The sequence below is a fragment of the Stutzerimonas nosocomialis genome (assembly GCF_005876855.1).
Lineage (GTDB): Bacteria > Pseudomonadota > Gammaproteobacteria > Pseudomonadales > Pseudomonadaceae > Stutzerimonas > Stutzerimonas nosocomialis.
Window position 1 is genome coordinate 1 of record NZ_QLAE01000018.1, and the last position, 26,205, is coordinate 26,205.

Sequence of the window (26,205 nt, forward strand, 5' to 3'; positions counted from 1 at the left end):
AGGCTCCATCGCGGTCAAGGTAGCCGATGACAACAAGGCTGCCGTGATCATCGAAGTCAACTCCCAGACCGACTTCCTGGCCCTGCAGGATGACTTCAAGGCGTTCGTCGCCGACAGCCTGGACAAGGCTTTCGCCCAGCAGCTGACCGAAGCCGCTCCGCTGATCGCGGCGCAGGAGCCGGCACGTGAGGCGCTGGTCGCCAAGTGCGGCGAGAACGTCAACATCCGTCGCCTGACCCGCGTGGAAGGCGATGTCGTTGGTGCCTACCTGCACGGTCACCGTATTGGCGTGCTGGTCGTGCTCAAGGGCGGCGATGCCGACCTGGCCAAGGAAATCGCGATGCACGTTGCCGCGAGCAACCCGCAGTTCCTCAACCCGTCCGAGGTTTCCGAGGAAGCCATCGAGCGCGAGAAGGGCGTCTTCCTGGCACTGAACGAAGACAAGATCAAGGGCAAGCCGGCAGAGATCGTCGAGAAGATGGTCGGTGGCCGCATCCAGAAGTTCCTGGCCGAAGCCAGCCTGGTCGAGCAGCCTTTCGTCAAGGATCCGGAAGTCAAGGTCGGTGACCTGGCGAAGAAGGCCGGTGCCGAAATCGTTTCCTTCGTTCGTTACGAAGTGGGCGAGGGCATCGAGCGCGCCGAAGTCGACTTCGCTGCAGAAGTGGCTGCCCAGGTAGCGGCTATCAAGCAGTAAGGCGTGTTGCTGTAATAAAAGAGGCTGCCCGCTCACGCGCGCGGCCTCTTTTTCAAATGGGTGCAAGGCTTTGTTTTTAGCGCCTCTTTTCACTGGCGTTGTGGCACCAATGCTACTTCGTGCTGTCACACCGCAGATATTTTGCTTCAGCCTTCTTACATCGAACGCCGCAGGAGAGACTCGCAATGGCTCAGCAGGTGAGTGGACGCAAACCTCGCTATAAAAGGATTCTGCTCAAGTTAAGCGGCGAAGCCCTAATGGGGTCCGAAGATTTCGGCATCGATCCGAAGGTGCTGGATCGCATGGCGCTGGAAGTCGGTCAGCTGGTTGGAATCGGCGTCCAGGTCGGTCTGGTCATTGGCGGCGGCAACCTGTTCCGTGGCGCGGCGCTGTCGGCGGCGGGCATGGATCGGGTCACCGGGGACCACATGGGCATGCTGGCCACCGTGATGAACGCCCTGGCCATGCGCGACGCGCTCGAGCGCTCCAACATTCCGGCACTGGTGATGTCCGCCATTTCGATGGTCGGCGTGACCGATCACTACGATCGCCGCAAGGCCATGCGCCACCTCAATACCGGCGAAGTGGTGATCTTCTCCGCGGGCACCGGTAACCCCTTCTTCACAACCGACTCGGCAGCGTGCCTGCGTGCCATCGAAATTCACGCCGACGTGGTGCTCAAGGCCACCAAGGTCGACGGCGTCTATACGGCCGACCCGTTCAAGGACCCGAATGCGGAGAAATTCGATCGTCTGACCTATGATGGCGTGCTCGATCGCAAGCTTGGCGTAATGGATCTGACGGCCATCTGTCTGTGCCGCGACCACAACATGCCGCTGCGAGTCTTCAACATGAACAAACCCGGCGCCCTGCTGAACATCGTGCTCGGTGGCGCCGAAGGAACACTGATCGAGGAGTCGAACGAATGATCAACGAGATCAAGAAGGACGCGCAGGAGCGCATGCAGAAGAGCCTGGAGTCCCTTGGCCACGCTTTCGCCAAGATCCGCACCGGCCGGGCGCACCCCAGCATTCTCGACAGCATCACGGTGTCCTATTACGGCAGCGACACGCCGCTGCGCCAGGTCGCCAACGTGACCGTCGAGGACTCCCGCACCCTCGCACTGAGCGTGTTCGACAAGAGCATGATCCAGGCCGTCGAGAAGGCCATCATGACCTCCGACCTGGGCCTGAACCCGGCCACCGCCGGTACCACCATCCGTGTGCCGATGCCGGCTCTGACCGAGGAAACCCGCAAGGGCTTTTCCAAGCAGGCACGTGGCGAGGCGGAAAATGCCCGGGTCGCCATACGCAACATCCGCCGCGACGCCCTGGCGCAGCTCAAGGATCTGGTCAAGGAAAAGGAAATCAGCGAAGACGAGGAGCGTCGTGCACAGGATGACGTGCAAAAGCTGACCGACAAGTTCGTCGCCGAAGTCGAGAAGCTGCTCGAGGCCAAGGAAGCCGATCTGATGGCCGTATAAGGCCTCGTTCGGCTATCGTCTGATGCAGGGTGCTGTCTCGGCTCCATCGAGCGGCATCCGTCCCGCATCGGGCTGCGTGATGCGCAGGTCTAGCTTCATCCTTTATCGTTCGCCGCGCTTATAGCGCAAGTAGAGTCGTTTCATGGAAAAGGTCAGGCAGATTGCCGGGCGGAGCGTTCCTCGCCATGTTGCAATCATCATGGATGGCAACAACCGCTGGGCTAAAAGGCGTTTGCTGCCGGGAGTGGCTGGCCACAAGGCCGGGGTCGACGCGGTAAGGGCGGTGATCGAGGTATGCGCCAAGGCGGGTGTCGAGGTGCTGACGCTGTTCGCCTTCTCCAGTGAGAACTGGCAGCGGCCGGCCGAAGAGGTCGGGGCGCTGATGGAGCTGTTCCTGTCGGCGTTGCGCCGTGAGGCGAGGAAACTCAACGAGAACGGCATCAGCCTGAAGATCATCGGCGACCGCTCGCGGTTCCATCCCGAACTGCAGGCCGCGATGGCGCAGGCCGAAGCCATGACCGCCGGTCCCAATCGCTTCATCCTGCAGGTGGCGGCCAACTACGGCGGCCAGTGGGATATCGTGCAGGCCGCGCAGCAACTGGCGCGCGAGGCGCAGTCCGGGCGCCTGAATCCCGACGAGATCACGCCCGCGCTGTTCCAGGGGTATCTGGCCACCGAGAACGGCCCGCTTCCTGATCTGTGCATACGCACCGGCGGCGAGCGCCGCATCAGTAACTTCCTGCTGTGGCAGATCGCCTACGCGGAACTCTATTTTTCGGACCTTTACTGGCCCGATTTCAAACACGAGGCGATGCGTCAGGCGCTGGCGGACTACGCCACGCGACAGCGTCGCTTTGGCAAGACCTGCGAGCAGGTCGAAAGAGAGGCTGGGGCCGAATGCTGAAACAGAGAATCATCACCGCACTGATCCTGCTCCCCGTTGCGCTGATCGGTTTCTTTCTGCTCCATGGTGTCGCTTTCGCACTCTTCATCGGCCTGGTGGTGACGCTGGGCGCCTGGGAGTGGGCGAGGCTGGCCGGCTACGAGAGCCAGGCGGTACGGGTGGGCTATGCCCTTGCGGTGGCGATCCTGCTGGTGCTGGCCTACCGGGCGCCGGGTATCGCGCCCTGGCTGTTGTGGGCCGGCGTGCTGTGGTGGCTGGCGGCGACCGGCCTGGTCCTGACCTATCCCCGGAGCACTGGCCTGTGGGGTGGCGCGCCGGGCAGTCTGTTGATCGGTCTGCTGATCCTGCTGCCGGCCTGGCAGGCACTGGTCGTGCTCAAGCAGTGGCCGCTGGGCAACTGGCTGATCGTGGCGGTGATGGTGCTCGTCTGGGCAGCGGATATCGGCGCCTATTTCTGCGGGCGCGCGCTGGGCAAGCGCAAGCTGGCTCCGCTGGTGAGTCCCGGTAAGAGCTGGGAAGGGCTGTTCGGTGGCCTGGCGACCAGTCTCGTGATCACCGCAGGCGTCGGGCTCTATCGCGGCTGGGACGGCCAGGCCATGATCCTGGCCCTGGTCGGGGCTGCGCTGGTCGTGCTGATCTCGGTGGTGGGCGATCTCACCGAAAGCATGTTCAAGCGCAAATCGGGTATCAAGGACAGCAGCCAGCTGCTGCCCGGTCATGGCGGTGTGATGGATCGCATCGACAGCCTGACCGCCGCGATTCCGGTGTTCGTCGTGCTGCTCTGGCTCGCCCGCTGGGGTGCCTGGTGAGTCAGCCGATGAAGATCACCGTGCTCGGGGCCACCGGCTCCATCGGGCTCAGCACGCTGGACGTGGTTGCCCGTCATCCGGATCGCTATGAAGTCTTCGCGCTCACGGCGTTTTCCCGCATCGACGAGCTGCGTGCGCTGTGCCTCATCCATCGGCCGTGCTACGCGGTGGTCGCCGAGGAGGCGAGTGCGCGCTGCCTGCAGCAGGACCTGCAGCAGGCGGGTCTGGATACCCGCGTCCTGGTGGGCGAGGGCGGGCTGTGCGAGGTGGCGGCCCATCCGGAGGTCGATACCGTCATGGCCGCCATCGTCGGGGCTGCCGGGTTGCGGCCCACCTTGGCGGCGGTGAAAGCGGACAAGCGCGTGCTGCTGGCCAACAAGGAAGCCCTGGTGATGTCCGGGGCGCTCTTCATGCAGGCGCTGCGCGAGAGCGACGCCCTGCTGTTGCCGATCGACAGCGAGCACAATGCGATCTTCCAGTGCCTGCCGGCCGACTATGGCCGCGGGCTGGCTGCCGTCGGCGTTCGTCGGGTCCTGCTGACCGCCTCCGGCGGTCCGTTCCGCGAGATGGCGGTCGACCAGTTGCACGACGTATCGCCGGAGCAGGCCTGTGCTCATCCGAACTGGTCGATGGGCCGAAAGATCTCGGTCGATTCGGCCAGCATGATGAACAAGGGGCTCGAGCTCATCGAGGCCTGCTGGCTGTTCGACGCCAGGCCCGAGCAGGTCGAGGTGGTGATCCACCCGCAGAGCGTCATCCATTCGATGGTCGACTACATCGACGGGTCGGTGCTCGCCCAGCTCGGCAATCCCGACATGCGCACGCCCATCGCCCATGCGCTGGCCTGGCCCGAGCGCATTCACTCCGACGTTTCTCCCCTCGACCTGCTGCGTATCGGTCGTCTGGACTTCCAGGCGCCCGACGAGCAGCGCTTTCCCTGTCTGCGCCTGGCTCGCCTGGCGGCCCAGGCCTGCGGTACCGCGCCGGCCATGCTCAATGCGGCGAACGAAGTGGCGGTCGATGCGTTTCTGTCGGGACGCATCCGTTTCACCGAGATCGCGAGTATCATCGACGACGTCCTCGGCCGCGAGGCCAGCGTGCCGGCGGCATGCCTGGAGGATGTGCTGGCTGCCGACGCGCAGGCGCGCGTGCTGGCTGGCCAATGGCTGAGTCGCTACGGGCAATAGCCCAGAGGAATCCATGAGCGCGCTTTACATGATCATCGGCACCCTGGTTGCGCTGGGGGTGCTGGTCACGTTTCACGAGTACGGGCATTTCTGGGTGGCGCGCCGTTGTGGCGTCAAGGTGCTGCGCTTCTCGGTGGGCTTCGGCACGCCGCTGGTTCGCTGGCATGACCGCCATGGCACCGAATTCGTGATCGCCGCGATTCCGCTGGGTGGCTACGTCAAGATGCTCGACGAGCGCGAGGCCCCGGTGGCCGAGCACCAGCTGGACCAAGCGTTCAACCGCAAGCCGGTGCGCCAACGCTTCGCCATCGTCTCGGCCGGTCCCCTGGCCAACTTCATCCTCGCCTTGCTGTTCTTCTGGCTGGTTGCGATGCTCGGCAGCCAGCAGGTCAGGCCGGTGATCGGCGCCGTCGAGCCGGAGAGCCTGGCCGAGCGGGCCGGTCTGATGGTCGGCCAGGAAATCGTCTCCATCAATAACCAGGAGACCTCCGGCTGGGCCGCGGTGAACCTGCAGCTCGTGCGCCGCCTCGGAGAAAGCGGCACGCTCGAGCTTTCCGTGCGCGATGCCGGCAGCGATCATCCGATCACGCGGCAGATCGAGCTGCGCGAATGGCTCAAGGGCGTCGAGGAGCCGGATCCCATCGCGTCGCTCGGTATCCGGCCGTGGCGGCCGCAGGTCGCGCCGCTCATTTCACAGCTCGATCCCGACGGGCCGGCGCAGGCGTCCGGTATTCGCATCGGCGATCGCCTGCTCAGCCTCGACGGACAGCCGCTGGACGACTGGCAGCAGGTCATCGATTCGGTGAAGACCCTGGCGGGTGCGCGCGTCTCCTTCGAGATCGAGCGTGACGGTCAGCGCCTGGCGGTGCCGGTGACGCTGGCCGAACGCGGCGAGGGCGAAGCGCGTCGCGGGTACCTGGGGGCGGGCGTCGAAGGCGGCGAATGGCCGGCCGACATGCTGCGCGAAGTGAGCTATGGCCCGCTGGAAGCGGTGGTCGAAGGGGCCAAGCGGACCTGGACGATGAGCGTCCTGACGCTCGACTCGCTGCGTAAAATGCTGTTCGGCGAGCTCTCGGTAAAAAACTTGAGCGGTCCGATAACCATTGCTAAAGTGGCGGGCGCTTCTGCCCAGTCAGGGTTCGGGGACTTCCTGAATTTCCTTGCCTATCTGAGTATTAGCTTGGGCGTGCTCAATCTATTGCCTATCCCGGTCCTCGATGGAGGGCACCTGCTTTTTTATCTGATCGAGTGGGTACGCGGGCGGCCTCTATCGGATCGGGTGCAGGGCTGGGGCGTGCAGATCGGTATCAGCCTCGTGATCGGGGTGATGCTGTTGGCCCTGGTCAACGACATCGGTCGACTGTGACGCCAGGCACCGTAATGCCGCGCTCGTGCGCCGGCTCTCTATCAGGTCTCTGAACAAGAAAGGACTTCATGAAACGTCTGCTGCTACCTGCGGTGATTTCCGCATTGATGATCGCCGAAGTTCACGCTCAGTCTTTCACCATCTCCGATATCCGAGTCAACGGCCTGCAGCGGGTCTCGGCCGGTAGCGTGTTCGGCGCCCTGCCGCTCAACGTGGGCGATGCCGCAGACGACCGGCGCCTCGTGGAGGCGACCCGGGCACTGTTCAAGACCGGTTTCTTCCAGGACATCCAGCTCGGCCGCGACGGCAACGTGCTGGTCATCACCGTCGTTGAACGCCCTTCGATCTCGGGTATCGAGATCGAAGGGAACAAGGCGATCAAGACCGAAGACCTGATGAACGGACTGCAGCAGTCCGGTCTTGCCGAGGGCGAGATTTTCCAGCAGGCCACGCTCGAGGGCGTGCGCAACGAGTTGCAGCGCCAGTACGTGGCGCAGGGCCGTTACTCGGCAGGCATCGAGACGGAAGTCGTTCCGCAGCCCCGCAACCGCGTGGCGCTGAAAATCAAGATCAACGAAGGCACGGTCGCGGCGATCAAGCACATCAACGTCGTCGGAAACACGGTTTTCCCCGACGAGGACCTGACCGACCTGTTCGAGCTCAAGACCAGCAACTGGCTCTCCTTCTTCCGTAACGACGACAAGTACGCTCGCGAGAAGCTTTCGGGTGACCTGGAGCGCCTGCGCTCCTACTACCTGGACCGCGGCTACATCAACATGGACATCACCTCGACCCAGGTGTCCATCACGCCGGACAAGAAAGACGTCTACATCACCGTGAACATCGCCGAAGGCGAGCGTTACACCGTGCGCGACGTGCGCCTGAGCGGCGACCTCAAGGTTCCCCAGGAGGAAGTCGAGGCGCTGCTGCTGGTGAAGAAGGGTCAGGTCTTCTCGCGCAAGGTGATGACCACCAGTTCCGAACTCATTTCCCGTCGCCTGGGTAACGAGGGCTACACCTTCGCCAACGTCAACGGCATTCCCGAGGCGCACGACGAAGACAACACGGTGTCGATTACCTTCGCCGTCGATCCGGGCAACCGGGCCTATGTGAACCGCATCAATTTCCGTGGCAACACCAAGACCGAGGACGAGGTGCTGCGCCGCGAGATGCGCCAGATGGAAGGCGGTTGGGCTTCGACCTATCTGATCGATCAGTCCAAGACCCGTCTCGAGCGCCTGGGCTTCTTCAGGGAGGTCAACGTCGAGACGCCGCAGGTGCCCGGCACCGACGATCAGATCGACGTGAACTACAGCGTCGAGGAACAGCCGTCGGGTTCGATCATGGCGAGCATCGGTTTCGCCCAGAACGCCGGCCTGATTCTCGGGGGCTCGATCAGCCAGAACAACTTCCTGGGCACCGGCAACCGGGTGAGCCTGGGTCTGACCCGCAGCGAATACCAGTCGCGCTACAACTTCGGCTTCGTCGATCCCTACTGGACCGAAGATGGCGTCAGCCTGGGCTACAACGCCTTCTACCGGACGACCGACTACGACGAGCTGGACTACAACATCTCCAGCTATGCGGTCGACAGCCTCGGCGCCGGCGTCAACATCGGCTATCCGATCAGCGAAACCTCGCGCCTGACGTTCGGCCTGACCGTGCAGCAGGACGAGATCGATACCGGCCTCTATACCGTCGACGAGATTTTCGACTTCCTCGACCAGGAAGGGGACAAGTTCCTCAACTTCCGCGGCTCGATCGGCTGGTCGGAATCCACCCTGAACCGTGGCACGCTGGCGACCCGCGGTCATTCGCAGAGCCTGGTGCTCGAAAGCACCATTCCGGGAAGCGACCTGTCGTTCTACAAGCTCGACTACAACGGCCAGCTGTTCGTGCCGTTGACCGATTCCTACACGCTGCGCATGCACACGCAGCTGGGTTATGCCGACAGCTTCGGCTCGACCTCGCGCCTGCCGTTCTACGAGAACTACTTCGCTGGTGGTTTCAACTCGGTACGAGGCTTCAAGGACAGCACGCTTGGTCCGCGCAGCACGCCAAGCCTTGGTGAAGGGAATGGAGGTCGTCCGGGTACCATCAGAGACCCGGATCAGGATCCGCTGCCGTTCGGCGGCAACGTTCTCATTCAGGGCGGCCTGGAAGTACTCTTCCCGATGCCCTTCGTCAGGGATCAGCGTTCCCTGCGTACCTCGGTGTTCTGGGATGTCGGTAACGTCTTCGACAGCAACTGCCCGTCCGGCTCGCCTAGCTGCACCGACATCGATCTTGGCGAAATGGCGAGTTCGGTCGGCGTGGGCCTGACCTGGATCACCGCGCTCGGCCCGCTCAGCTTCAGTCTGGCCATGCCGGTCGTGAAGCCGGACAACGCCGAGACCCAGGTCTTCCAGTTCTCCCTTGGACAAACCTTTTAACGATCTGCCGCCACGTGGCGAGATCCACAAGCAGGAGTGGTACATACCGTGCGTAAGTTGACCCAAATGATGCTCGTTGCCGCAGCACTGGTAGCGACCCCCGCATTCGCCGAGATGAAGATCGCGGTGATGAACTATCAGATGGCTCTGCTGGAGTCCGACGCGGCCAAGCGCTATGCGGTTGATGCCGAGAAGAAGTTCGGCCCCCAGCTGACCAAGCTGCAGACGCTGGAAACCGATGCGAAGCGCATTCAGGACCGTCTGGTCAAGGATGGCGACAAGATGCAACAGGCCGAGCGTGAGCGCCTGGAGCTCGAATTCAAGCAGAAGGCCCGTGACTTCCAGTTCCAGTCCAAGGAGCTGAACGAATCCAAGGCCGTCGCCGACCGCGAGATGCTCAAGCAGCTCAAGCCCAAGCTCGATCAGGCGGTCGAAGAGGTGATCAAGAAGGGTAACTACGACCTGGTGTTCGAGCGCGGCTCGGTGGTGGATGTCAAGCCGCAATACGACATCACCCGCCAGGTCATCGAGCGCATGAATCAGCTGCGCTGACATGACCGGTAACGCTGTCTTTACGCTCGGCGACCTCGCCGAGCGGCTGGGGGCGACCCTGCGCGGCGATGGCGCGATGCCCATTCGCGGGCTTGCCACGCTGCAGGATGCCGGCGCAGACCAGCTCAGCTTTCTCGCCAACGCTCAATACCGCAAATTCCTGGGCTCGACCCGGGCCGGCGCCGTGCTGCTCAAGGCGGACGATGCGGCTGCCTATGCGGGCGCTGCGCTTGTCGTGGACAATCCCTACCTGGCCTATGCGCAGGCTTCCCATCTGTTCGAAACCCGGCCGCCGGTTGCGCCAGGCGTGCATGCGTCGGCAGTGGTCAGCGCGACGGCCGAGGTCGATCCCTCGGCCAGTCTGGGTGCGTTCGTGGTGATCGAGGAGGGCGCCTGGATTGGCCCGGACGTCGTGATCGGCGCACATAGCGTCGTGGGCGCTCGCAGCCGCATCGGTGCCGGCGGGCGGCTGGCGGCCAGGGTCACGCTTTATCACGATGTGGTCATCGGCGAACGTGTGGTCATCCAGTCGGGCGCGGTGATCGGCGGCGAGGGTTTCGGCTTCGCCAAGGAAGCAGGTGCCTGGCAGAAGATCGCCCAGATCGGCGGCGTACGCATCGGCGACGATGTCGAGATCGGCGCCAACACCACGATCGATCGCGGTGCGCTGTCCGACACGCTGATCGGCAACGGGGTCAAGCTGGACAACCAGATCATGATCGCGCACAACGTGCAGATCGGCGACAACACCGCCATGGCCGGTTGCTGCGGTATTTCCGGCAGCACCAAGATTGGCGCCAACTGCATGATCGCAGGGGGTGTCGGCATGGTCGGCCACATCGAAGTGTGCGACAACGTGTTCGTCACCGGAATGACCATGGTCACCCGCTCGATCAGCGAGCCGGGTGCCTATTCATCGGGTACGGCCATGCAGCCCGCCGGCGAATGGAAGAAGAGCGCGGCGCGGATACGTCAGCTGGACGACATGGCGCGCCGGCTGCAACAACTGGAAAAAGGGCTGGCGGCCGTGACCCCGAGCGGGGATGCTGCTTCTGATGCCTGAACGTCCCCTCTGACCGACCGTTCGAGCACGCAGCCGATTCGCTGCGAAACGGAACGACGGTCCGGCGGACTCTTACTCAATTACAGGCCTTTCCCTGACATGATGGACATCAACGAGATTCGCGAATACCTCCCACACCGTTATCCTTTCCTGCTGGTGGATCGGGTGGTGGAGCTCGACACGGAAGCCAAACGCATTCGCGCTTACAAGAACGTCACCATCAACGAGCCCTTCTTCAACGGCCACTTTCCCCAGCACCCGATCATGCCCGGGGTGCTGATCATCGAAGCCATGGCCCAGGCCGCCGGCGTGCTCGGTTTCAAGATGCTCGATGTGAAGCCGTCGGACGGTACGCTTTACTACTTCGTCGGCTCCGACAAGCTGCGTTTCCGGCATCCGGTGCTGCCTGGCGACCAGCTGATCCTCGAGGCCAGGTTCCTCAGCGTCAAACGCGGCATCTGGAAGTTCGACTGTCAGGCAACCGTCGATGAAAAGCCGGTATGCTCGGCGGAGATCATCTGCGCGGAACGCAAGCTATGAGTTTGATTGACCCTCGCGCCATCATCGACCCGGCTGCAAAGCTGGCCGATGACGTTGTCGTTGGTCCCTGGTCGATCATCGGGCCCGACGTGGAAATAGGCGAAGGCACGGTGCTCGGCCCTAACGTCATCGTCAAAGGCCCGACGCGAATCGGCAAGCACAACCGCATCTACCAGTTCGCCTCCCTGGGCGAGGACACGCCCGATCGCAAGTACAAGGGCGAGCCCACCCGGCTGGTCATCGGTGACCACAACATCATTCGTGAAGGCGTCACCATGCACCGCGGCACCATCCAGGACCGCGACGAGACCACGGTGGGCGACCACAACCTGATCATGTGCTATGCCCACATCGGCCACGACAGCGTGATCGGCAACCATTGCATCCTGGTGAACAACACCGCGCTGGCCGGTCATGTCCACGTGGGAGACTGGGCGATCCTGTCCGGCTATACCCTGGTCCACCAGTTCTGCCACATCGGTGCCCACGCCTTCGCCGGCATGGGCACGGCGATCGGCAAGGACGTGCCGGCTTTCGTCACGGTGTCCGGCAATCCGGCCGAGGCGCGCAGCATGAACTTCGAAGGGCTGCGTCGCCGCGGGTTCAGCGCCGAGTCGATCCACGCGCTGCGTCGTGCGTACAAGACGGTCTACCGCAAGGGGCTGACCATCGAAGAGGCGGTCGTCGAGCTCGCCGAGCAGGCGGCCGAATTCCCCGAAGTGGCGCTGTTCCGCGATTCCATCCTCGCCTCGACCCGCGGCATCACCCGCTGAAATGAAGCGGCTTCGTATCGCGCTGGTAGCCGGTGAGGCGTCCGGCGACATCCTCGGCTCCGGGCTGATGCAGGCACTGAAGGCGGCGCATCCCGACGTCGAATTCATCGGGGTCGGCGGGCCGCTGATGGAGGCCCAGGGGCTTGCCTCCTACTTCCCGATGGAACGGCTTTCGGTGATGGGGCTGGTCGAGGTCCTCGGGCGCCTTCCCGAGCTCCTGTCGCGGCGCAAGCGCCTGCTCAAGACGTTGATCGAGCAGCGCCCCGACGTCTTCATCGGCATCGACGCGCCGGACTTCAACCTCGATCTCGAACTCAAACTGCGCCGTGCCGGCATCAAGACGGCTCACTACGTCAGCCCTTCGGTCTGGGCCTGGCGGCAGGGGCGGGTGCACAAGATCCGCGAGGCGTGCGACCTGATGCTGACGCTGTTTCCCTTCGAGGCGCAGTTCTATGACCAGCACCAGGTGCAGGTGCGCTTCGTCGGGCATCCGCTGGCCGATGCGATTCCCCTGGTCGCGGACCGGGAGGCCGCACGCGCCGCGCTCGACCTTCCGCAGGATTGCCCGGTCGTGGCGCTGATGCCGGGCAGCCGAGGCGGGGAGGTCGGTCGTCTTGGCGAGCTGTTCCTGGATGCCGCCGAGCGCCTGCGGGCATTGCGCCCGGGGCTGCGTTTCGTGTTGCCCGCGGCCAGTCCGGCGCGTCGCCAGCAGCTCGAGCAGATGCTCGCCGGGCGCGACCTGCCGCTGACCCTGCTCGACGGGCGCTCCCACGAGGCGTTGGCGGCATGCGATGCGGTGCTGATCGCGTCCGGTACCGCGACGCTGGAGGCGCTGCTCTACAAGCGGCCCATGGTGGTGGGCTACAGCGTGGCGCCGATGACCTACCGTATCCTCAAGCGAATGGTCAAAACACCCTACGTTTCGTTGCCCAACCTGCTGGCCCAGCGTCTGCTGGTGCCCGAACTGCTGCAGGAGGCGGCGACGCCCGAGGCGATGGCGCAGCTGCTTTGTCCGCTGATCGACAACGGCGCCGTGCAAACCGAAGGTTTCGACATGATCCATCGTGCTTTGCGCCGCGACGCCTCGGCGCAGGCGGCCGAGGCGGTACTGCAGCTGGCGGGGCGCAACTGATGCAGCTGGGCCTGGATTTCAGCCTCGTGGAGGAGCTGGTCGCCGGTGTCGACGAGGTCGGGCGCGGCCCGCTGTGCGGTCCGGTGGTCACGGCGGCGGTGATTCTCGATCCGTTGCGGCCGATCAAAGGCCTCAACGATTCCAAGAAGCTCACCGAAGCCCGTCGCGAGGCCTTGTTCGACGAGATCTGCGAAAAGTCGGTGGCCTGGTGCGTTGCCCGCGCGGACGTCGATGAGATCGACAGCCTGAACATCCTGCATGCCACCATGCTCGCGATGAAGCGGGCGGTGGAGGGGCTGAGCGTGACGCCTCGTCTGGCCCTGATCGATGGCAACCGCTGCCCCCAGCTGGGCGTGCCGAGCGCCCCGGTGATCCAGGGCGATGCGTCGGTTCCGGCCATCGCGGCCGCCTCGATCCTGGCCAAGGTCAGCCGCGACCGGGAAATGCACCAGCTCGATCTCAGCTACCCGGGTTACGGGCTCGCCTCCCACAAGGGCTACGCCACGGCCGTGCACCTCGACGCGCTGCAGCGGCTCGGCCCCACGCCGATTCATCGGCGCTCCTTCGCGCCGGTGCGCAACCTGCTCGAGGCCGTTGCGGTGGTCGAGGCGTCGGTGCCGGTGGACGTGCTCATCGTCTGATCGGCGGTCCATCCCAGAGTGCTGCCGCTGGTCGTCCAGTCCGTTTCATCGCATCGCCCGGGCGCTCGCCTGGAGGCGGCCCGCCCTGTGGGCGGCAGGCGATGCCAGTCCCGATTTCTGTGACGATCGCTGATCGTTTGACGCTGCCGTTTGGACCGTGGCCCGGTACAATCCGGGCCTTGTCGTTTTTGATGTCGAAAGGATCCCCATGACCGCCCTGTTCGTTCACCTGCGTGTGCATACCGAATTCTCCCTCGTCGACGGTCTGGTGCGCGTCAAGCCGCTGATCAAGGCGGTGGCGGGGGCGGGCATGCCGGCGGTGGCGGTAACCGACCAGAGCAACATGTGCTCGCTGGTCAAGTTTTACAAGGCGGCGATGGGGGGCGGGATCAAGCCGATCTGCGGCGCCGACATCTGGCTGGCGAGCCGCGAGGAAGATGGTCCGCTCAGCCGCATGACGCTGCTGGCGATGGACAACCGCGGGTATCGTAACCTCACCGAGCTGGTCTCGCGCGGCTGGACCGAAGGACAGAGCAACGAGCTGGTGATCATCCAGCGCGACTGGGTCAAGGGCGCGGCCGAAGGGCTGATCTGCCTGTCCGGCGCCAAGGAGGGTGAGATCGGCCAGGCGTTGCTGGCGGGCGACGAGTCCGTCGCCGCCGGGCTGCTCGCCGAATGGCAGCAGGTGTTTCCGGATCGCTTCTACCTCGAAGTGCAGCGCACCAGCCGCGTCAACGATGAGGAATACCTGCACGCCGCCGTGGCGCTGGCCGATCGCTTCGGCGCGCCCCTGGTGGCGACCAACGACGTGCGCTTCCTCAAGCAGGAGGATTTCGAGGCCCACGAAACCCGGGTCTGCATCGGCGAGAGCCGCACGCTGGACGATCCGCGCCGGCCGCGCAACTATTCCGATCAGCAGTACCTGAAGACGCCCGAAGAAATGCAGGAGCTGTTCGCCGACCTGCCCGAGGCGCTGGAAAACACCGTCGAGATCGCCAAGCGCTGCAACATCGAAGTGCAGCTGGGCAAGTACTTCCTGCCCGACTTCCCCACGCCCAACGGCATGGGCATCGACGACTACCTGCGACATGTCTCCTTCGAAGGCCTCGATGAGCGCCTGAGCGTCATCCTGCCGCCCGACACCGAGGATTACGAAGCCAAGCGGCAGGTTTACATCGACCGGCTGAATTTCGAGCTGGACATCATCATCCAGATGGGCTTCCCCGGTTACTTCCTCATCGTGATGGACTTCATCAAGTGGGCCAAGAACAACGGCGTGCCGGTGGGCCCCGGCCGGGGTTCGGGTGCCGGCTCGCTGGTGGCCTACGTGCTGAAGATCACCGATCTCGACCCGCTCGCCTACGACCTGCTGTTCGAACGCTTCCTCAATCCGGAGCGGGTATCGATGCCCGACTTCGACGTCGACTTCTGCATGGACGGTCGCGACCGGGTGATCGACTACGTGGCCGAGGCCTACGGGCGCAACGCGGTCAGCCAGATCATCACCTTCGGCACCATGGCCGCCAAGGCAGTGGTGCGGGACGTTGCGCGGGTGCAGGGCAAGTCCTACGGCCTGGCCGACCGACTGTCCAAGATGATCCCGTTCGAAGTGGGCATGACGCTGGAAAAGGCCTACGAGATGGAGGAGCCGCTGCGCGAGTTCCTCAAGGTCGATGAAGAAGCGGCCGAAATCTGGGAGATGGCGCTCAAGCTCGAAGGCATCACCCGCGGCACCGGCAAGCACGCCGGGGGCGTGGTGATCGCGCCGACCAAGCTCACCGACTTCTCGCCGATCGCCTGTGACGAGGAAGGTGGCGGCCTGGTGACCCAGTTCGACAAGGACGACGTCGAGCAGGCCGGCCTGGTGAAGTTCGACTTCCTCGGCCTGCGGACCCTGACGATCATCAAGTGGGCGATGGAGACGATCAACCGCGAGCAGGCCCAGAAAGGCCTGGAGCCGCTGAACATCGACTTCATCCCGCTGGACGACAAACCGACCTACGCGATGCTGCAGAAGGCCGAAACCACGGCCGTGTTCCAGCTCGAATCGCGCGGCATGAAGGAGCTGATCAAGAAGCTCAAGCCGGACTGCCTGGAAGACCTGATCGCACTGGTGGCGCTGTTCCGCCCCGGCCCGCTGCAGTCGGGCATGGTGGACGACTTCATCAACCGCAAGCACGGCCGCGCCGAGCTCGCCTATCCGCACCCGGATTACCAGTACGCCGGCCTGGAGCCGGTGCTCAAGCCCACCTACGGCATCATCCTGTACCAGGAGCAGGTGATGCAGATTGCCCAGGTGATGGCCGGCTACACCCTCGGCGGCGCGGACATGCTGCGTCGCGCCATGGGCAAGAAGAAGCCCGAGGAGATGGCCAAGCAGCGCGGCGGCTTCATCGAAGGTTGCGCCAGGAACGGTATCGACGCGGATCTTGCAGGCAACATCTTCGATCTGGTGGAAAAGTTCGCCGGCTACGGTTTCAACAAGTCGCACTCGGCCGCCTACGGCCTGGTGTCGTACCAGACCGCCTGGCTGAAGGCGCACCATCCGTCCCCGTTCATGGCCGCGGTGCTCTCGGCGGACATGCACAACACCGACAAGGTGGTCACGCTGATCGAGGAATGCCGCAGCATGAAGCTGCGCATCGTCGCGCCGGACGTGAACAATTCGGAGTTCAAGTTCACCGTCGATGACGACAAGCGCATCGTCTACGGGCTCGGCGCGATCAAGGGCGTCGGCGAGGGGCCGGTGGAGGCGATCGTCGAGTGCCGCAACGAGGGCGGTCCGTTCAAGGATCTGTTCGACTTCTGTGCCCGGGTCGATCTCAAGCGGATCAACAAGCGGACCCTCGAAGCGCTGATCCGTGGCGGGGCGCTGGACCGTCTCGGTCCCTATTTCTCCGACGAGCCCAAGGCCTACCAGGCGAACATCGACCGCAACCGTGCGGTGTTGCTGGCGGCGATGGAAGAAGCCGTGCAGGCGGCCGAGCAGACGGCGCGCAGCCTGGACAGTGGCCACATGGACCTGTTCGGCGGCCTGTTCTCCGAGCCCGAGGCCGACGTGTACGCCAACCATCGCAAGGCCAAGGAGCTTTCCCTCAAGGAGCGCCTGCGGGGCGAGAAGGAGACCCTGGGTCTCTACCTCACCGGCCATCCGATCGACGAATACGAAGGCGAGGTCCGGCGTTTCGCCCGCCAGCGGATCATCGACCTGCGCCCGGCGCGCGAGTCGCAGACCATCGCCGGACTGATCGTCAACCTGCGGGTGATGAAGAACAAGAAGGGCGACAAGATGGGCTTCATCACCCTCGACGACCGCTCCGGGCGTATCGAGGCGTCGCTGTTCGCCGATGCGTTCAATTCGGCCCAGGCACTGCTGCAGACCGATGCGCTGGTGGTGGTCGAGGGCGAGGTCAGCAACGACGATTTCTCCGGCGGCCTGCGTCTTCGCGCCAAGCGCGTGATGAGTCTGGAAGAGGCGCGCACCGGCCTTGCCGAGAGCCTGCGGGTGAAGGTCGCGGCCGACGGCCTGAAAGGCGATCGGCTGCGCTGGTTCGCCGATGTCTGCGGGCGCCACCGCGGCGCCTGCCCGATCACCCTCGAGTACACCAGCCGCGATGCGAAGGCGTTGCTGCAGTTCGGCGAGGGCTGGCGAATCGACCCGGCCGACAACTTGATTCAAGCGTTGCGTGACCAGTTCGGCCGAGACAACGTCTTCCTGCACTACCGATAGGCCTGGTCGATGACCGGGTCACGAGACGAGCATATTTTTGTTCGACCTGAATGCGCCTCTCCCGTAAGGTAAGGCGCAAAAAACGGAACAGCCTCCCGGCCGCCTGGCCGTCGACGCATGACGGATGCCTATGAACCCGAATTTCCTGGATTTCGAACAGCCGATCGCCGACCTGCAAGCCAAGATCGAAGAGTTGCGCCTGGTCGGCAACGACAACTCGCTGAACATCGGCGATGAGATCGCACGCCTGCAGGACAAGAGCGAGTCGCTCACCGAAAGCATCTTCGGCAACCTGACCAGCTGGCAGATCGCGCAACTGGCGCGTCACCCGCGTCGTCCCTACACGCTGGACTACATCAACCACCTGTTCACCGAGTTCGATGAACTGCACGGCGATCGTCACTTCTCCGACGACGCCGCGATCGTCGGCGGCGTGGCGCGCCTGGAAGGCCAGCCGGTGATGATCATCGGCCACCAGAAGGGCCGCGACGTGCGCGAGAAGGTGCGTCGCAACTTCGGCATGCCGCGTCCGGAAGGCTATCGCAAGGCCTGCCGTCTGATGGAGATGGCCGAGCGCTTCAAGATGCCGATCCTCACCTTCATCGACACGCCCGGCGCCTATCCGGGTATCGACGCCGAGGAGCGCAACCAGAGCGAGGCCATCGCCTGGAACCTGCGCGTGATGGCGCGCCTGAAGACCCCGATCATCGCCACGGTGATCGGCGAGGGCGGTTCTGGCGGTGCGCTGGCGATCGGTGTATGCGACCGCTTGAACATGCTGCAGTACTCGACCTACTCGGTGATCTCCCCGGAAGGCTGCGCGTCGATCCTCTGGAAGACCGCCGAGAAGGCGCCGGATGCCGCCGAGGCGATGGGCATCACCGCCGAGCGTCTGAAGGGCCTGGGCATCGTCGACAAGGTGATCCCGGAGCCGCTGGGTGGCGCCCATCGCAACCCGGCCGTAATGGCCGAAGCGATGCGCGAAGAATTCAACATTCAGCTCGAACAGCTGCGCGCGCTCGACGTCGATGCGCTGCTGGCCCAGCGCTACGAGCGCCTGATGAGCTACGGCATCGCCTGATAATCCCGCCCTGCGAGACCTGCAGCGTCACTGGCGCCGCAGGCCTCGCCGCAGTGCGATTGCGCCGTGCCCGGCACGGGCGCATCCTCTGCCACTCCTCCTTGCGCATCGTCGCTTCCCATGTCGCTCGAATCCCGCCTGCTGACCTCGCTCATTCCGCAGCGCCACGCGCCCGCCTGGCGGATCGCCTATTCGGGTGGCCTCGATTCCTGCGTCCTGCTGCACCTGCTGGTCAGGCTCGCGCGCCAACAGGCGCTGCCGCCGATCTCGGCGATCCATGTTCATCATGGGCTTCAGTCGGGCGCCGATGCCTGGGCGGAGCATTGCCGTGAGACCTGCGGGGCGCTGGGTGTTCCGCTGGAGGTTGTCCGGGTGCGGGTCGCAGATTCGGCCAGTCTCGAGAACGCCGCCCGCCAGGCCCGCTACGCGGCCTTCGAGGCACGGCTTGGCGAGGACGAGGTGCTGCTGACGGCCCAGCACCGTGACGATCAGGCCGAGACGCTGCTGTTTCGCCTGCTGCGTGGCGCGGGGCTGAGAGGGCTGGTTGCGATGCCGCCGTCGCGCGCGCTGGGGCGCGGGCTTCTGGTGCGTCCGCTGCTCGATGCCGGCCGCGCCGAGCTCGAAGCCTGGGCGAGGGCCGAGGGGCTGAGCTGGGTCGAGGACCCGAGCAACGCCTCGCTCGATCATGCGCGCAACTACCTCCGTCACCAGGTCTTCCCGGTGCTCGAGCGGCGCTGGCCGGCTGCCGCGTCGTCCATGGCGCGTGCCGCCGGGCACCTGGCCGAGGCCCAGGGGCTGCTGGACGAGCTGGCGGCGCTCGACCTGGCATCGGCTGCCGCGCCGCCGCCCTTTGCCTGGCTCGGGTTGCCCAGTCTTGCCATGGGGCCATTGCAGGCGATCTCCGAGGCGCGGCAGCGCAATGCCTTGCGCCACTGGCTGCGCCCCCATGTACGACTGCCTGATGCCGACCATTGGGCCGGCTGGTGCGATCTGCGCGATGCCGCTGGCGATGCCGCGCCGGTGTGGCGCCTGGACCAGGCCGAGCTGCGCCGGACCGCCGACCGCCTCTGGCTGCTGCGCGGGGCCTGGCTGCAGACGCCGCCGGAGCCGGACGTGGCGAGCCTGCTGGGCGACATCGATCTGGCCGGCAATGGTCGCGTGCGCATCAGCGGCGCGGCGGGGGACGGGTTGCGGCTCGGGTATCGCCAGGGTGGCGAGTGGCTGCAACTGGCCGGGCGGGGCAGGCGGGATCTCAAGCGGGTGCTCAACGAGCAGGGCGTCCCGGGATTCGTCCGGCCGCGCCTTCCGCTGCTGCTGCGCGAGCGCGAGGTCGTCGCGGTCGCCAACCTGGGCGACCTGACCGGCTCCGGCATCCGCCTCGACTGGCGCCCTCCGACGGGTGACGGCCGTTTGAGCTGATAAGGCCTTTCGAGTAGACTACGCTCCCGTCTCTACAGAGCTTCTGCGGTCCGCATGGATCCCGCGGCAGTTCGTCATTGCCGAACCTCGTGCAATGGCACCTCGCTTTCCCCGGCGGCGCTGGCCGCTTAACGCAGACTTCTAGGGTTTTTCATGACGCGCTATATATTCGTCACGGGCGGTGTTGTTTCTTCATTGGGGAAAGGCATCGCCTCGGCATCTTTGGCGGCAATCCTGGAGGCGCGGGGCCTGAAGGTCACCATGCTCAAGCTGGATCCGTACATCAACGTCGATCCGGGCACCATGAGCCCCTTCCAGCATGGTGAAGTCTTCGTCACCCATGACGGGGCCGAAACCGACCTGGACCTGGGCCATTACGAGCGGTTCATCCGCACCACCATGACCCAGAACAACAACTTCACCACCGGCCGCGTCTACGAGGACGTGCTGCGCCGTGAGCGCCGTGGCGACTACCTGGGCGCCACCATCCAGGTGATTCCGCACATCACCGACGAGATCAAGCGCCGCATCATCAAGGGTGCCGGCGACGCCGATGTCGCTCTGGTCGAGATCGGCGGCACGGTCGGCGACATCGAGTCCCAGCCGTTCCTCGAGGCGATCCGCCAGTTGCGCGTGGAAGTCGGCGCCAAGCGCGCGATGCTGATGCACCTGACCCTGGTGCCCTACATCGCCACGGCTGGCGAGACCAAGACCAAGCCGACCCAGCATTCGGTCAAGGAGCTGCGCTCCATCGGCCTGCAGCCGGACGTTCTGATCTGCCGCTCCGACCACCCGGTCGACGTCTCGTCGCGTCGCAAGATCGCGCTGTTCACCAACGTCGAGGAGCGCGCGGTCATCTCCCTCGAGGACGTGGACACCATCTACAAGATCCCGGGCGTGCTGCATGCCCAGGGCCTCGATGATTTCGTGGTCGAGCGCTTCGGGCTGGAGTGTGGCGGTGCCGATCTGTCCGAGTGGGACCGTGTGGTCGACGCCAAGCTGAACCCGGAAAAAGAAGTCACCATCGCCATGGTCGGCAAGTACATGGAACTTCTCGATGCCTACAAATCTCTGATCGAAGCGATGAGCCACGCTGGAATCCAGAGCCGCACGAAAGTGAACCTCCGCTATATCGACTCCGAAGACATCGAAAACCAGGGAACCGGCCTGCTCGAAGGCATGGACGCTATCCTGGTGCCCGGTGGTTTCGGCCTGCGCGGCGTCGAAGGCAAGATCGCCACGGTCAAATATGCCCGTGAGAACAAGATTCCCTACCTGGGCATCTGCCTGGGCATGCAGGTCGCGGTCATCGAGTTCGCGCGCGACGTGCTGGGCTGGTCCGATGCCAACTCCACCGAGTTCGACCGTGACAGCGGTCATCCGGTGGTCGGCCTGATCACCGAGTGGGAAGACGCGACCGGCGCGCGCGAGACCCGCTCGGACGCTTCGGACCTGGGCGGCACCATGCGCCTGGGTGCGCAGGAATGCCAGCTCGAGGGCGGCTCCAACGTGCACGCCTGCTACGGCAAGGAGCGGATCGTCGAGCGTCATCGTCACCGCTACGAGGTCAACAACAACCTGCTGCCGCAGCTTCAGGCCGCCGGGCTCAAGGTCACCGGCCGCTCGGGCGACGGCGCCCTGGTGGAGGTCGTGGAGGCGCCGGACCATCCCTGGTTCGTGGCGTGCCAGTTCCACCCCGAATTCACCTCGACTCCGCGTGACGGCCACCCGCTGTTCAGTGGATTCGTCAATGCCGCACTGGCACAGAAGGCCCGCACCGCATGACTCAGAAGACGATTCGCGTCAGCCACATCGACGTCGCCAACGACAAGCCGTTCGTCCTCTTCGGCGGGATGAACGTGCTCGAGTCCCGTGACCTGGCCATGCAGATCTGCGAAGCCTACGTGAAGGTCACCGAGAAGCTGGGCATTCCCTACGTCTTCAAGGCGAGCTTCGACAAGGCCAACCGCTCCTCGATCAATTCCTTCCGTGGCCCGGGCCTGGACGAGGGGATGAAGATCTTCGAGGAAGTGAAGAAGACCTTCGGCGTGCCGGTCATCACCGACGTGCACGAACCCTACCAGGCCGCTCCGGTGGCCGAGGTCTGCGACGTGATCCAGCTGCCGGCTTTCCTGTCGCGGCAGACCGACCTAGTGGTGGCCATGGCCAAGACCGGCGCGGTGATCAACATCAAGAAGGCGCAGTTCCTCGCCCCGCAGGAAATGAAGCACATCCTCGCCAAATGCGAGGAGGCCGGCAACGACCAGCTTATCCTCTGCGAGCGCGGCTCCTCGTTCGGCTACAACAACCTGGTGGTCGACATGCTCGGCTTCGGCATCATGAAGCAGACCGAATACCCGGTGATCTTCGATGTGACCCATGCCCTGCAGATGCCGGGCGGGCGCGCCGATTCGGCCGGTGGCCGCCGTGCCCAGGTGACGGACCTGGCCAAGGCCGGTCTGAGCCAGGGGCTGGCGGGCCTCTTCCTCGAGGCGCACCCGGACCCGGACAGCGCCAAGTGCGACGGTCCCTGCGCGCTGCGCCTGAACAAGCTGGAGCCGTTCCTCGCCCAGCTCAAGCAACTGGATGACCTGGTCAAGAGTTTCCCCCCGATCGAAACCGCTTGAAGCGAGCTGCTTGAAGCCTGCAGTTATCTATGGAGAGTGAACAACAATGGCAAAGATCGTCGATATCAAGGGGCGCGAGGTTCTCGACTCCCGTGGCAATCCCACCGTGGAAGCCGATGTAATCCTCGATAACGGCATCACCGGCAGCGCCTGCGCGCCGTCCGGTGCTTCGACCGGCTCCCGCGAGGCGCTGGAACTGCGCGACGGCGACAAGAGCCGCTACCTGGGCAAGGGCGTGCTGAAGGCCGTGGCCAACATCAACGGGCCGATCCGTGACCTGTTGTTGGGCAAGGACCCGGCCGACCAGCAGGCGCTCGACCGCGCCATGATCGAACTCGACGGCACCGACAACAAGGCCAAACTGGGCGCCAACGCGATCCTCGCGGTCTCCCTGGCCGCCGCCAAGGCCGCTGCCCAGGATGCCGACCTGCCGCTCTACGCGCACATCGCCAACCTCAACGGCACCCCGGGCCAGTACTCGATGCCGGTACCGATGATGAACATCATCAACGGCGGCGAGCACGCCGACAACAACGTCGACATCCAGGAATTCATGGTCCAGCCGGTCGGCGCCAAGACCTTCGCCGATGCGCTGCGCATGGGCGCCGAGATCTTCCATCACCTCAAGGCCGTGCTCAAGGCGCGTGGCCTGAGCACCTCCGTGGGTGACGAAGGCGGTTTTGCACCGAACCTGGCCTCCAACGAAGACGCGCTGGCCGCCATCGCCGAAGCCGTCGCCAACGCCGGCTACACGCTGGGCGACGACGTGACCCTGGCACTCGATTGCGCCTCCAGCGAATTCTTCGAGAACGGCAAATACGACCTGGCCGGTGAAGGCAAGGTGTTCGACGCCGCCGGTTTCGCCGACTACCTCGCCGGCCTGTCCGAGCGCTATCCGATCATCTCGATCGAAGATGGCATGGACGAATCCGACTGGGACGGCTGGAAGGTGCTGACCGACAAGATCGGCAGCAAGGTGCAGCTGGTCGGCGACGACCTGTTCGTGACCAACACCCGCATCCTCAAGGAAGGCATCGAGAAAGGCATCGGCAACTCGATCCTGATCAAGTTCAACCAGATCGGCTCGCTGACCGAGACCCTGGAGGCCATCCAGATGGCCAAGGCGGCCGGCTACACCGCGGTCATCTCGCACCGTTCGGGCGAAACCGAGGACAGCACCATCGCCGACCTGGCCGTCGGTACCGCCGCCGGCCAGATCAAGACCGGTTCGCTGTGCCGCTCCGATCGCGTATCCAAGTACAACCAGCTGCTGCGCATCGAAGAGCAGCTGGGCGGAAAAGCGCCCTACAAGGGACGTGCGGAGTTCCGTGGCTGATACCTGCCATGTTAAAAGGGCGGCCTGAGCCGCCCTTTTTTGTGTGAGCCGGAAGGATCCAGCCCCGCCGCGCATTCGGCGGGTTTCTCTTGCCTGCGCCTGACCGATGGTCAGCCGGCCGGTTGTCGATTCATGTTTCCATTCGCGGCTCGCCCGTCGCTCAGCTACCCAAAACCTTCTGATGCCATCCATGCGTAGTCCTTACTGGTTGTTCGTCGTGCTGCTCCTGCTTCTGGGCGGGCTGCAATATCGCCTGTGGGTCGGCGAAGGCAGCCTGGCGCAGGTGACCGAGCTGAAGAAGCAGATCGCCGACCAGCAGGGGGAGAACCAGCGCCTGCTCGAGCGCAACCGTATCCTCGAGGCCGAAGTGATGGAGCTCAAGCAGGGCATGGAGACGGTCGAAGAGCGGGCTCGTCACGAGCTGGGCATGGTCAAAGAGGGCGAAACCCTCTTTCAGCTCGCCGAATGAACGGCTTCTGGGTCGTCATCCCGGCAGCGGGCGTCGGCAGCCGCATGCGCGCCGACCGGCCGAAGCAGTACCTGCCGCTGGCCGGCCGCGCGCTGATCGAACACACCCTGGCGTGCTTTCTTTCCCATCCCGGGTTGCGCGGGCTGGTGGTCAGCCTGGCGGCGGACGATCCCTACTGGAGCACGCTGCCCTGCGCCTCGGATGAGCGCATCGCCCGGGCCGTCGGCGGCCGCGAGCGTGCCGACTCGGTGCTCGAAGGGCTTCTGCGGCTGGAGGCGCTGGGCGCCGACGAGGCGGACTGGGTGCTGGTGCACGATGCGGCGCGTCCGAACCTGCAGCGCGCCGATCTCGACGGGCTGCTCGAGCAGCTGTCCGGCGACCCGGTCGGCGGTCTGCTGGCGGTTCCGGCGAAGGACACCCTCAAGCGCGCCGGTGCGGATGGGCGGGTGGCCGAAACGGTGGATCGTTCGGTGATCTGGCTGGCCTATACGCCGCAGATGTTCCGCCTCGGTCTGTTGCGCGATGCGCTGCGCCAGGCCCTGGCTGCCGGCGTGACGGTGACCGACGAGGCCTCGGCGATGGAGTGGGCCGGGCATGCCCCTCGGCTGGTGGAAGGGCGGGCGGACAACATCAAGGTGACCCGGCCCGAGGATCTGCACTGGCTGGAGCAGCAATGGCCGGGCGGACGGGAACGTCGGGAAGAATGAAAAAGGCGGGGGAGACCCCGCCTTTTCATGCCCGCTCAGTAACGATAGATGGCGGCGGCGCCGCTCTGGGTCGGCATGCGCTCGACCGGCACCACCACGACTTCGCCCCCTTGTTCGAGGGTCCAGACGGTGAGCTCGTCGAGCAGGTCCGGCGTGGTCTGGGAGCCGTCATCGACCGGAATCGCCTTGCCTTCTTCCTTGTCCACCTTGCCGGGAATCCGGCGCTCGGCCTCGACCAGCAGCGTGGCGACCCGGCCTTCGCGGGTGGCCTGGCCGATGGCTTCGAGCTGGTCGGTTGCCAGGCCCTGCCCGTGGGATTCGCCGAACTGGTCGAGCAACCCGCCCAGGCGCTTCAGGTAGCGCGGCTGCATCACCGTCCAGCTCTTCTCGCGCAGCTGTTCGGACGACAGCAGCGAGGGGTCGACCTCGATCGCTTCATCGATCAGCTGGTCGTTGTGGCTGAGCTTGCGGAAGTGGAACTGGTGTTCCGGCAGCGCGGCGAGGATCAGCGGCAGACCCGAAGGCTTGGAGTGATGCTCGATGATGGCGCGGTCGACCTCGCGGAAGAAGCGCTCGCGGTCGCGGTCGATCTCATCCTGCTTGCCGGAACCGCCGGCCTCCACCTGCATCGGGTCGCCCCGTTCGCTCGCTCGGCCGTAGCCCTGGGGAAAGCCGGTCTGGCCTTTCTGGGTCAGGTCCGCACCGAGGGCCTCCTCCAGCGTCGCCGGCACGCCTTCGGCCAGCGGGACTTCGCTGATGCCGTCGCGGGTGCCCTCGAACAGGCGCACCGAGTCCAGGGTCATGCAGAGGATCTGGTAGCGGTCGGCCGACTGGGCGATGCGCACCAGCGGCTTGACATGCATGCGGTCGTTGACCACCGCGAGCTCAGGAACGCTGCGCTGCAGGCGGAACACCTGAAAATAGTCCGGCGCGCCGAACACGGCGAGGCCGTCGAGGTTGTGGTTCCAGAAGTCGATGTCGTCCACCAGGGCGTGGAAGGGCGCCAGTATGTTCGCCGTGTCGGTCCTGCCCTGTTTTTGCAGCGCTTCTTCGAGCTGCCGGACGAGTTGCTTGAAGCGTATCGGGTCCTGTTCCCGGTCCGGGAAACTGCGATGGGTCGGCTGATACAACGACAGGCAGGGCGGCTGTTTGTGGGCCAGGAGCTGCTTGAGGTTTGCTCGGTTCAGAGTTGTCGCAGGCATAGTGCACCTCTTTGCGTGTGACTCGATTCGATCCCTCGGGGTGAGTGTCAATCTGTTC

The 26,205-nt window shown here is 64.7% G+C and carries 23 protein-coding genes; 22 read left to right on the forward strand and 1 reads right to left on the reverse strand.

Features of this window, described 5'->3' with window-relative positions; genetic code table 11:
* The 22 genes from tsf to ispD form a co-directional block, all read left to right on the forward strand.
* Window positions 1–694 (forward strand): translation elongation factor Ts (gene tsf / locus DN824_RS12460; protein ID WP_138408730.1); only part of this gene is annotated, 694 nt, incomplete at its 5' end.
* Window positions 695–879: 185 nt separating this feature from the next.
* Window positions 880–1,623, forward strand: a complete 744-nt coding sequence (gene pyrH / locus DN824_RS12465) for a UMP kinase (protein WP_138408731.1) — start codon at window positions 880–882, stop codon at window positions 1,621–1,623.
* Window positions 1,620–2,177 (forward strand): ribosome recycling factor, encoded by a 558-nt coding sequence (gene frr / locus DN824_RS12470; RefSeq protein WP_138408732.1) that lies wholly within the window; start codon window positions 1,620–1,622, stop codon window positions 2,175–2,177. Before pyrH ends, frr begins: the two co-directional genes overlap by 4 nt.
* 142 nt (window positions 2,178–2,319) lie before the next feature.
* Window positions 2,320–3,081: a polyprenyl diphosphate synthase gene (gene uppS, locus DN824_RS12475; protein ID WP_138408733.1), complete on the forward strand. Its 762-nt coding sequence runs from the start codon at window positions 2,320–2,322 to the stop codon at window positions 3,079–3,081.
* Window positions 3,075–3,890 carry a phosphatidate cytidylyltransferase gene (locus DN824_RS12480; protein ID WP_138408734.1) on the forward strand — a complete coding sequence of 272 codons (816 nt, stop codon included), beginning with the start codon at window positions 3,075–3,077 and terminating at the stop codon, window positions 3,888–3,890. Before uppS ends, DN824_RS12480 begins: the two co-directional genes overlap by 7 nt.
* Window positions 3,891–3,898: 8 nt before the next feature.
* The gene (gene ispC, locus DN824_RS12485) at window positions 3,899–5,077 is read left to right on the forward strand and encodes a 1-deoxy-D-xylulose-5-phosphate reductoisomerase (RefSeq protein WP_138408804.1); all 1,179 of its coding nucleotides are present in this window, start codon (window positions 3,899–3,901) and stop codon (window positions 5,075–5,077) included.
* 13 nt (window positions 5,078–5,090) lie between these two features.
* Window positions 5,091–6,443: an RIP metalloprotease RseP gene (gene rseP / locus DN824_RS12490; protein WP_138408735.1), complete on the forward strand. Its 1,353-nt coding sequence runs from the start codon at window positions 5,091–5,093 to the stop codon at window positions 6,441–6,443.
* A 68-nt stretch (window positions 6,444–6,511) separates the two neighbouring features.
* A complete protein-coding gene (gene bamA / locus DN824_RS12495) occupies window positions 6,512–8,875 on the forward strand; it encodes an outer membrane protein assembly factor BamA (protein ID WP_138408736.1) in 2,364 nt (787 codons plus the stop codon).
* 48 nt (window positions 8,876–8,923) lie between these two features.
* Complete coding sequence (locus tag DN824_RS12500) at window positions 8,924–9,427, forward strand: OmpH/Skp family outer membrane protein (protein WP_138408737.1); 504 nt, start codon at window positions 8,924–8,926, stop codon at window positions 9,425–9,427.
* A gap of 1 nt (window position 9,428) precedes the next feature.
* On the forward strand, window positions 9,429–10,490 hold the full coding sequence (gene lpxD, locus DN824_RS12505; RefSeq protein ID WP_138408738.1) for a UDP-3-O-(3-hydroxymyristoyl)glucosamine N-acyltransferase: 1,062 nt from the start codon (window positions 9,429–9,431) through the stop codon (window positions 10,488–10,490).
* Between the two features lie 99 nt (window positions 10,491–10,589).
* The gene (gene fabZ, locus DN824_RS12510; protein ID WP_138408739.1) at window positions 10,590–11,030 is read left to right on the forward strand and encodes a 3-hydroxyacyl-ACP dehydratase FabZ; all 441 of its coding nucleotides are present in this window, start codon (window positions 10,590–10,592) and stop codon (window positions 11,028–11,030) included.
* Window positions 11,027–11,803, forward strand: coding sequence for an acyl-ACP--UDP-N-acetylglucosamine O-acyltransferase (lpxA, locus tag DN824_RS12515; protein WP_138408740.1), 777 nt, complete (start codon window positions 11,027–11,029; stop codon window positions 11,801–11,803). Before fabZ ends, lpxA begins: the two co-directional genes overlap by 4 nt.
* 1 nt (window position 11,804) lies before the next feature.
* Window positions 11,805–12,935: a lipid-A-disaccharide synthase gene (gene lpxB, locus DN824_RS12520; RefSeq protein ID WP_138408741.1), complete on the forward strand. Its 1,131-nt coding sequence runs from the start codon at window positions 11,805–11,807 to the stop codon at window positions 12,933–12,935.
* A complete protein-coding gene (gene rnhB / locus DN824_RS12525; protein ID WP_138408742.1) occupies window positions 12,935–13,576 on the forward strand; it encodes a ribonuclease HII in 642 nt (213 codons plus the stop codon). The genes lpxB and rnhB overlap by 1 nt, the downstream gene beginning before the upstream one ends.
* 208 nt (window positions 13,577–13,784) lie before the next feature.
* Window positions 13,785–17,306, forward strand: coding sequence for a DNA polymerase III subunit alpha (gene dnaE, locus DN824_RS12530; protein WP_138408743.1), 3,522 nt, complete (start codon window positions 13,785–13,787; stop codon window positions 17,304–17,306).
* Window positions 17,307–17,436: 130 nt separating this feature from the next.
* Window positions 17,437–18,387, forward strand: coding sequence for an acetyl-CoA carboxylase carboxyltransferase subunit alpha (locus DN824_RS12535; protein ID WP_138408744.1), 951 nt, complete (start codon window positions 17,437–17,439; stop codon window positions 18,385–18,387).
* Window positions 18,388–18,507: 120 nt separating this feature from the next.
* Complete coding sequence (gene tilS / locus DN824_RS12540) at window positions 18,508–19,806, forward strand: tRNA lysidine(34) synthetase TilS (protein ID WP_138408745.1); 1,299 nt, start codon at window positions 18,508–18,510, stop codon at window positions 19,804–19,806.
* Window positions 19,807–19,959: 153 nt separating this feature from the next.
* Window positions 19,960–21,591: a CTP synthase gene (locus DN824_RS12545; RefSeq protein ID WP_138408746.1), complete on the forward strand. Its 1,632-nt coding sequence runs from the start codon at window positions 19,960–19,962 to the stop codon at window positions 21,589–21,591.
* Window positions 21,588–22,433, forward strand: a complete 846-nt coding sequence (kdsA, locus tag DN824_RS12550) for a 3-deoxy-8-phosphooctulonate synthase (RefSeq protein ID WP_138408747.1) — start codon at window positions 21,588–21,590, stop codon at window positions 22,431–22,433. The genes DN824_RS12545 and kdsA overlap by 4 nt, the downstream gene beginning before the upstream one ends.
* A gap of 46 nt (window positions 22,434–22,479) precedes the next feature.
* Window positions 22,480–23,769 carry a phosphopyruvate hydratase gene (eno, locus tag DN824_RS12555; RefSeq protein ID WP_138408748.1) on the forward strand — a complete coding sequence of 430 codons (1,290 nt, stop codon included), beginning with the start codon at window positions 22,480–22,482 and terminating at the stop codon, window positions 23,767–23,769.
* Between the two features lie 190 nt (window positions 23,770–23,959).
* Window positions 23,960–24,238 carry a cell division protein FtsB gene (ftsB, locus tag DN824_RS12560; protein WP_138408749.1) on the forward strand — a complete coding sequence of 93 codons (279 nt, stop codon included), beginning with the start codon at window positions 23,960–23,962 and terminating at the stop codon, window positions 24,236–24,238.
* Window positions 24,235–24,945 (forward strand): 2-C-methyl-D-erythritol 4-phosphate cytidylyltransferase, encoded by a 711-nt coding sequence (ispD, locus tag DN824_RS12565; protein ID WP_138408750.1) that lies wholly within the window; start codon window positions 24,235–24,237, stop codon window positions 24,943–24,945. Before ftsB ends, ispD begins: the two co-directional genes overlap by 4 nt.
* 35 nt (window positions 24,946–24,980) lie before the next feature.
* On the opposite strand, the gene DN824_RS12570 is transcribed toward ispD, so the two are convergent.
* On the reverse strand, window positions 24,981–26,147 hold the full coding sequence (locus DN824_RS12570; RefSeq protein ID WP_138408751.1) for a baeRF3 domain-containing protein: 1,167 nt from the start codon (window positions 26,145–26,147) through the stop codon (window positions 24,981–24,983).
* Window positions 26,148–26,205 lie beyond the last annotated feature (58 nt).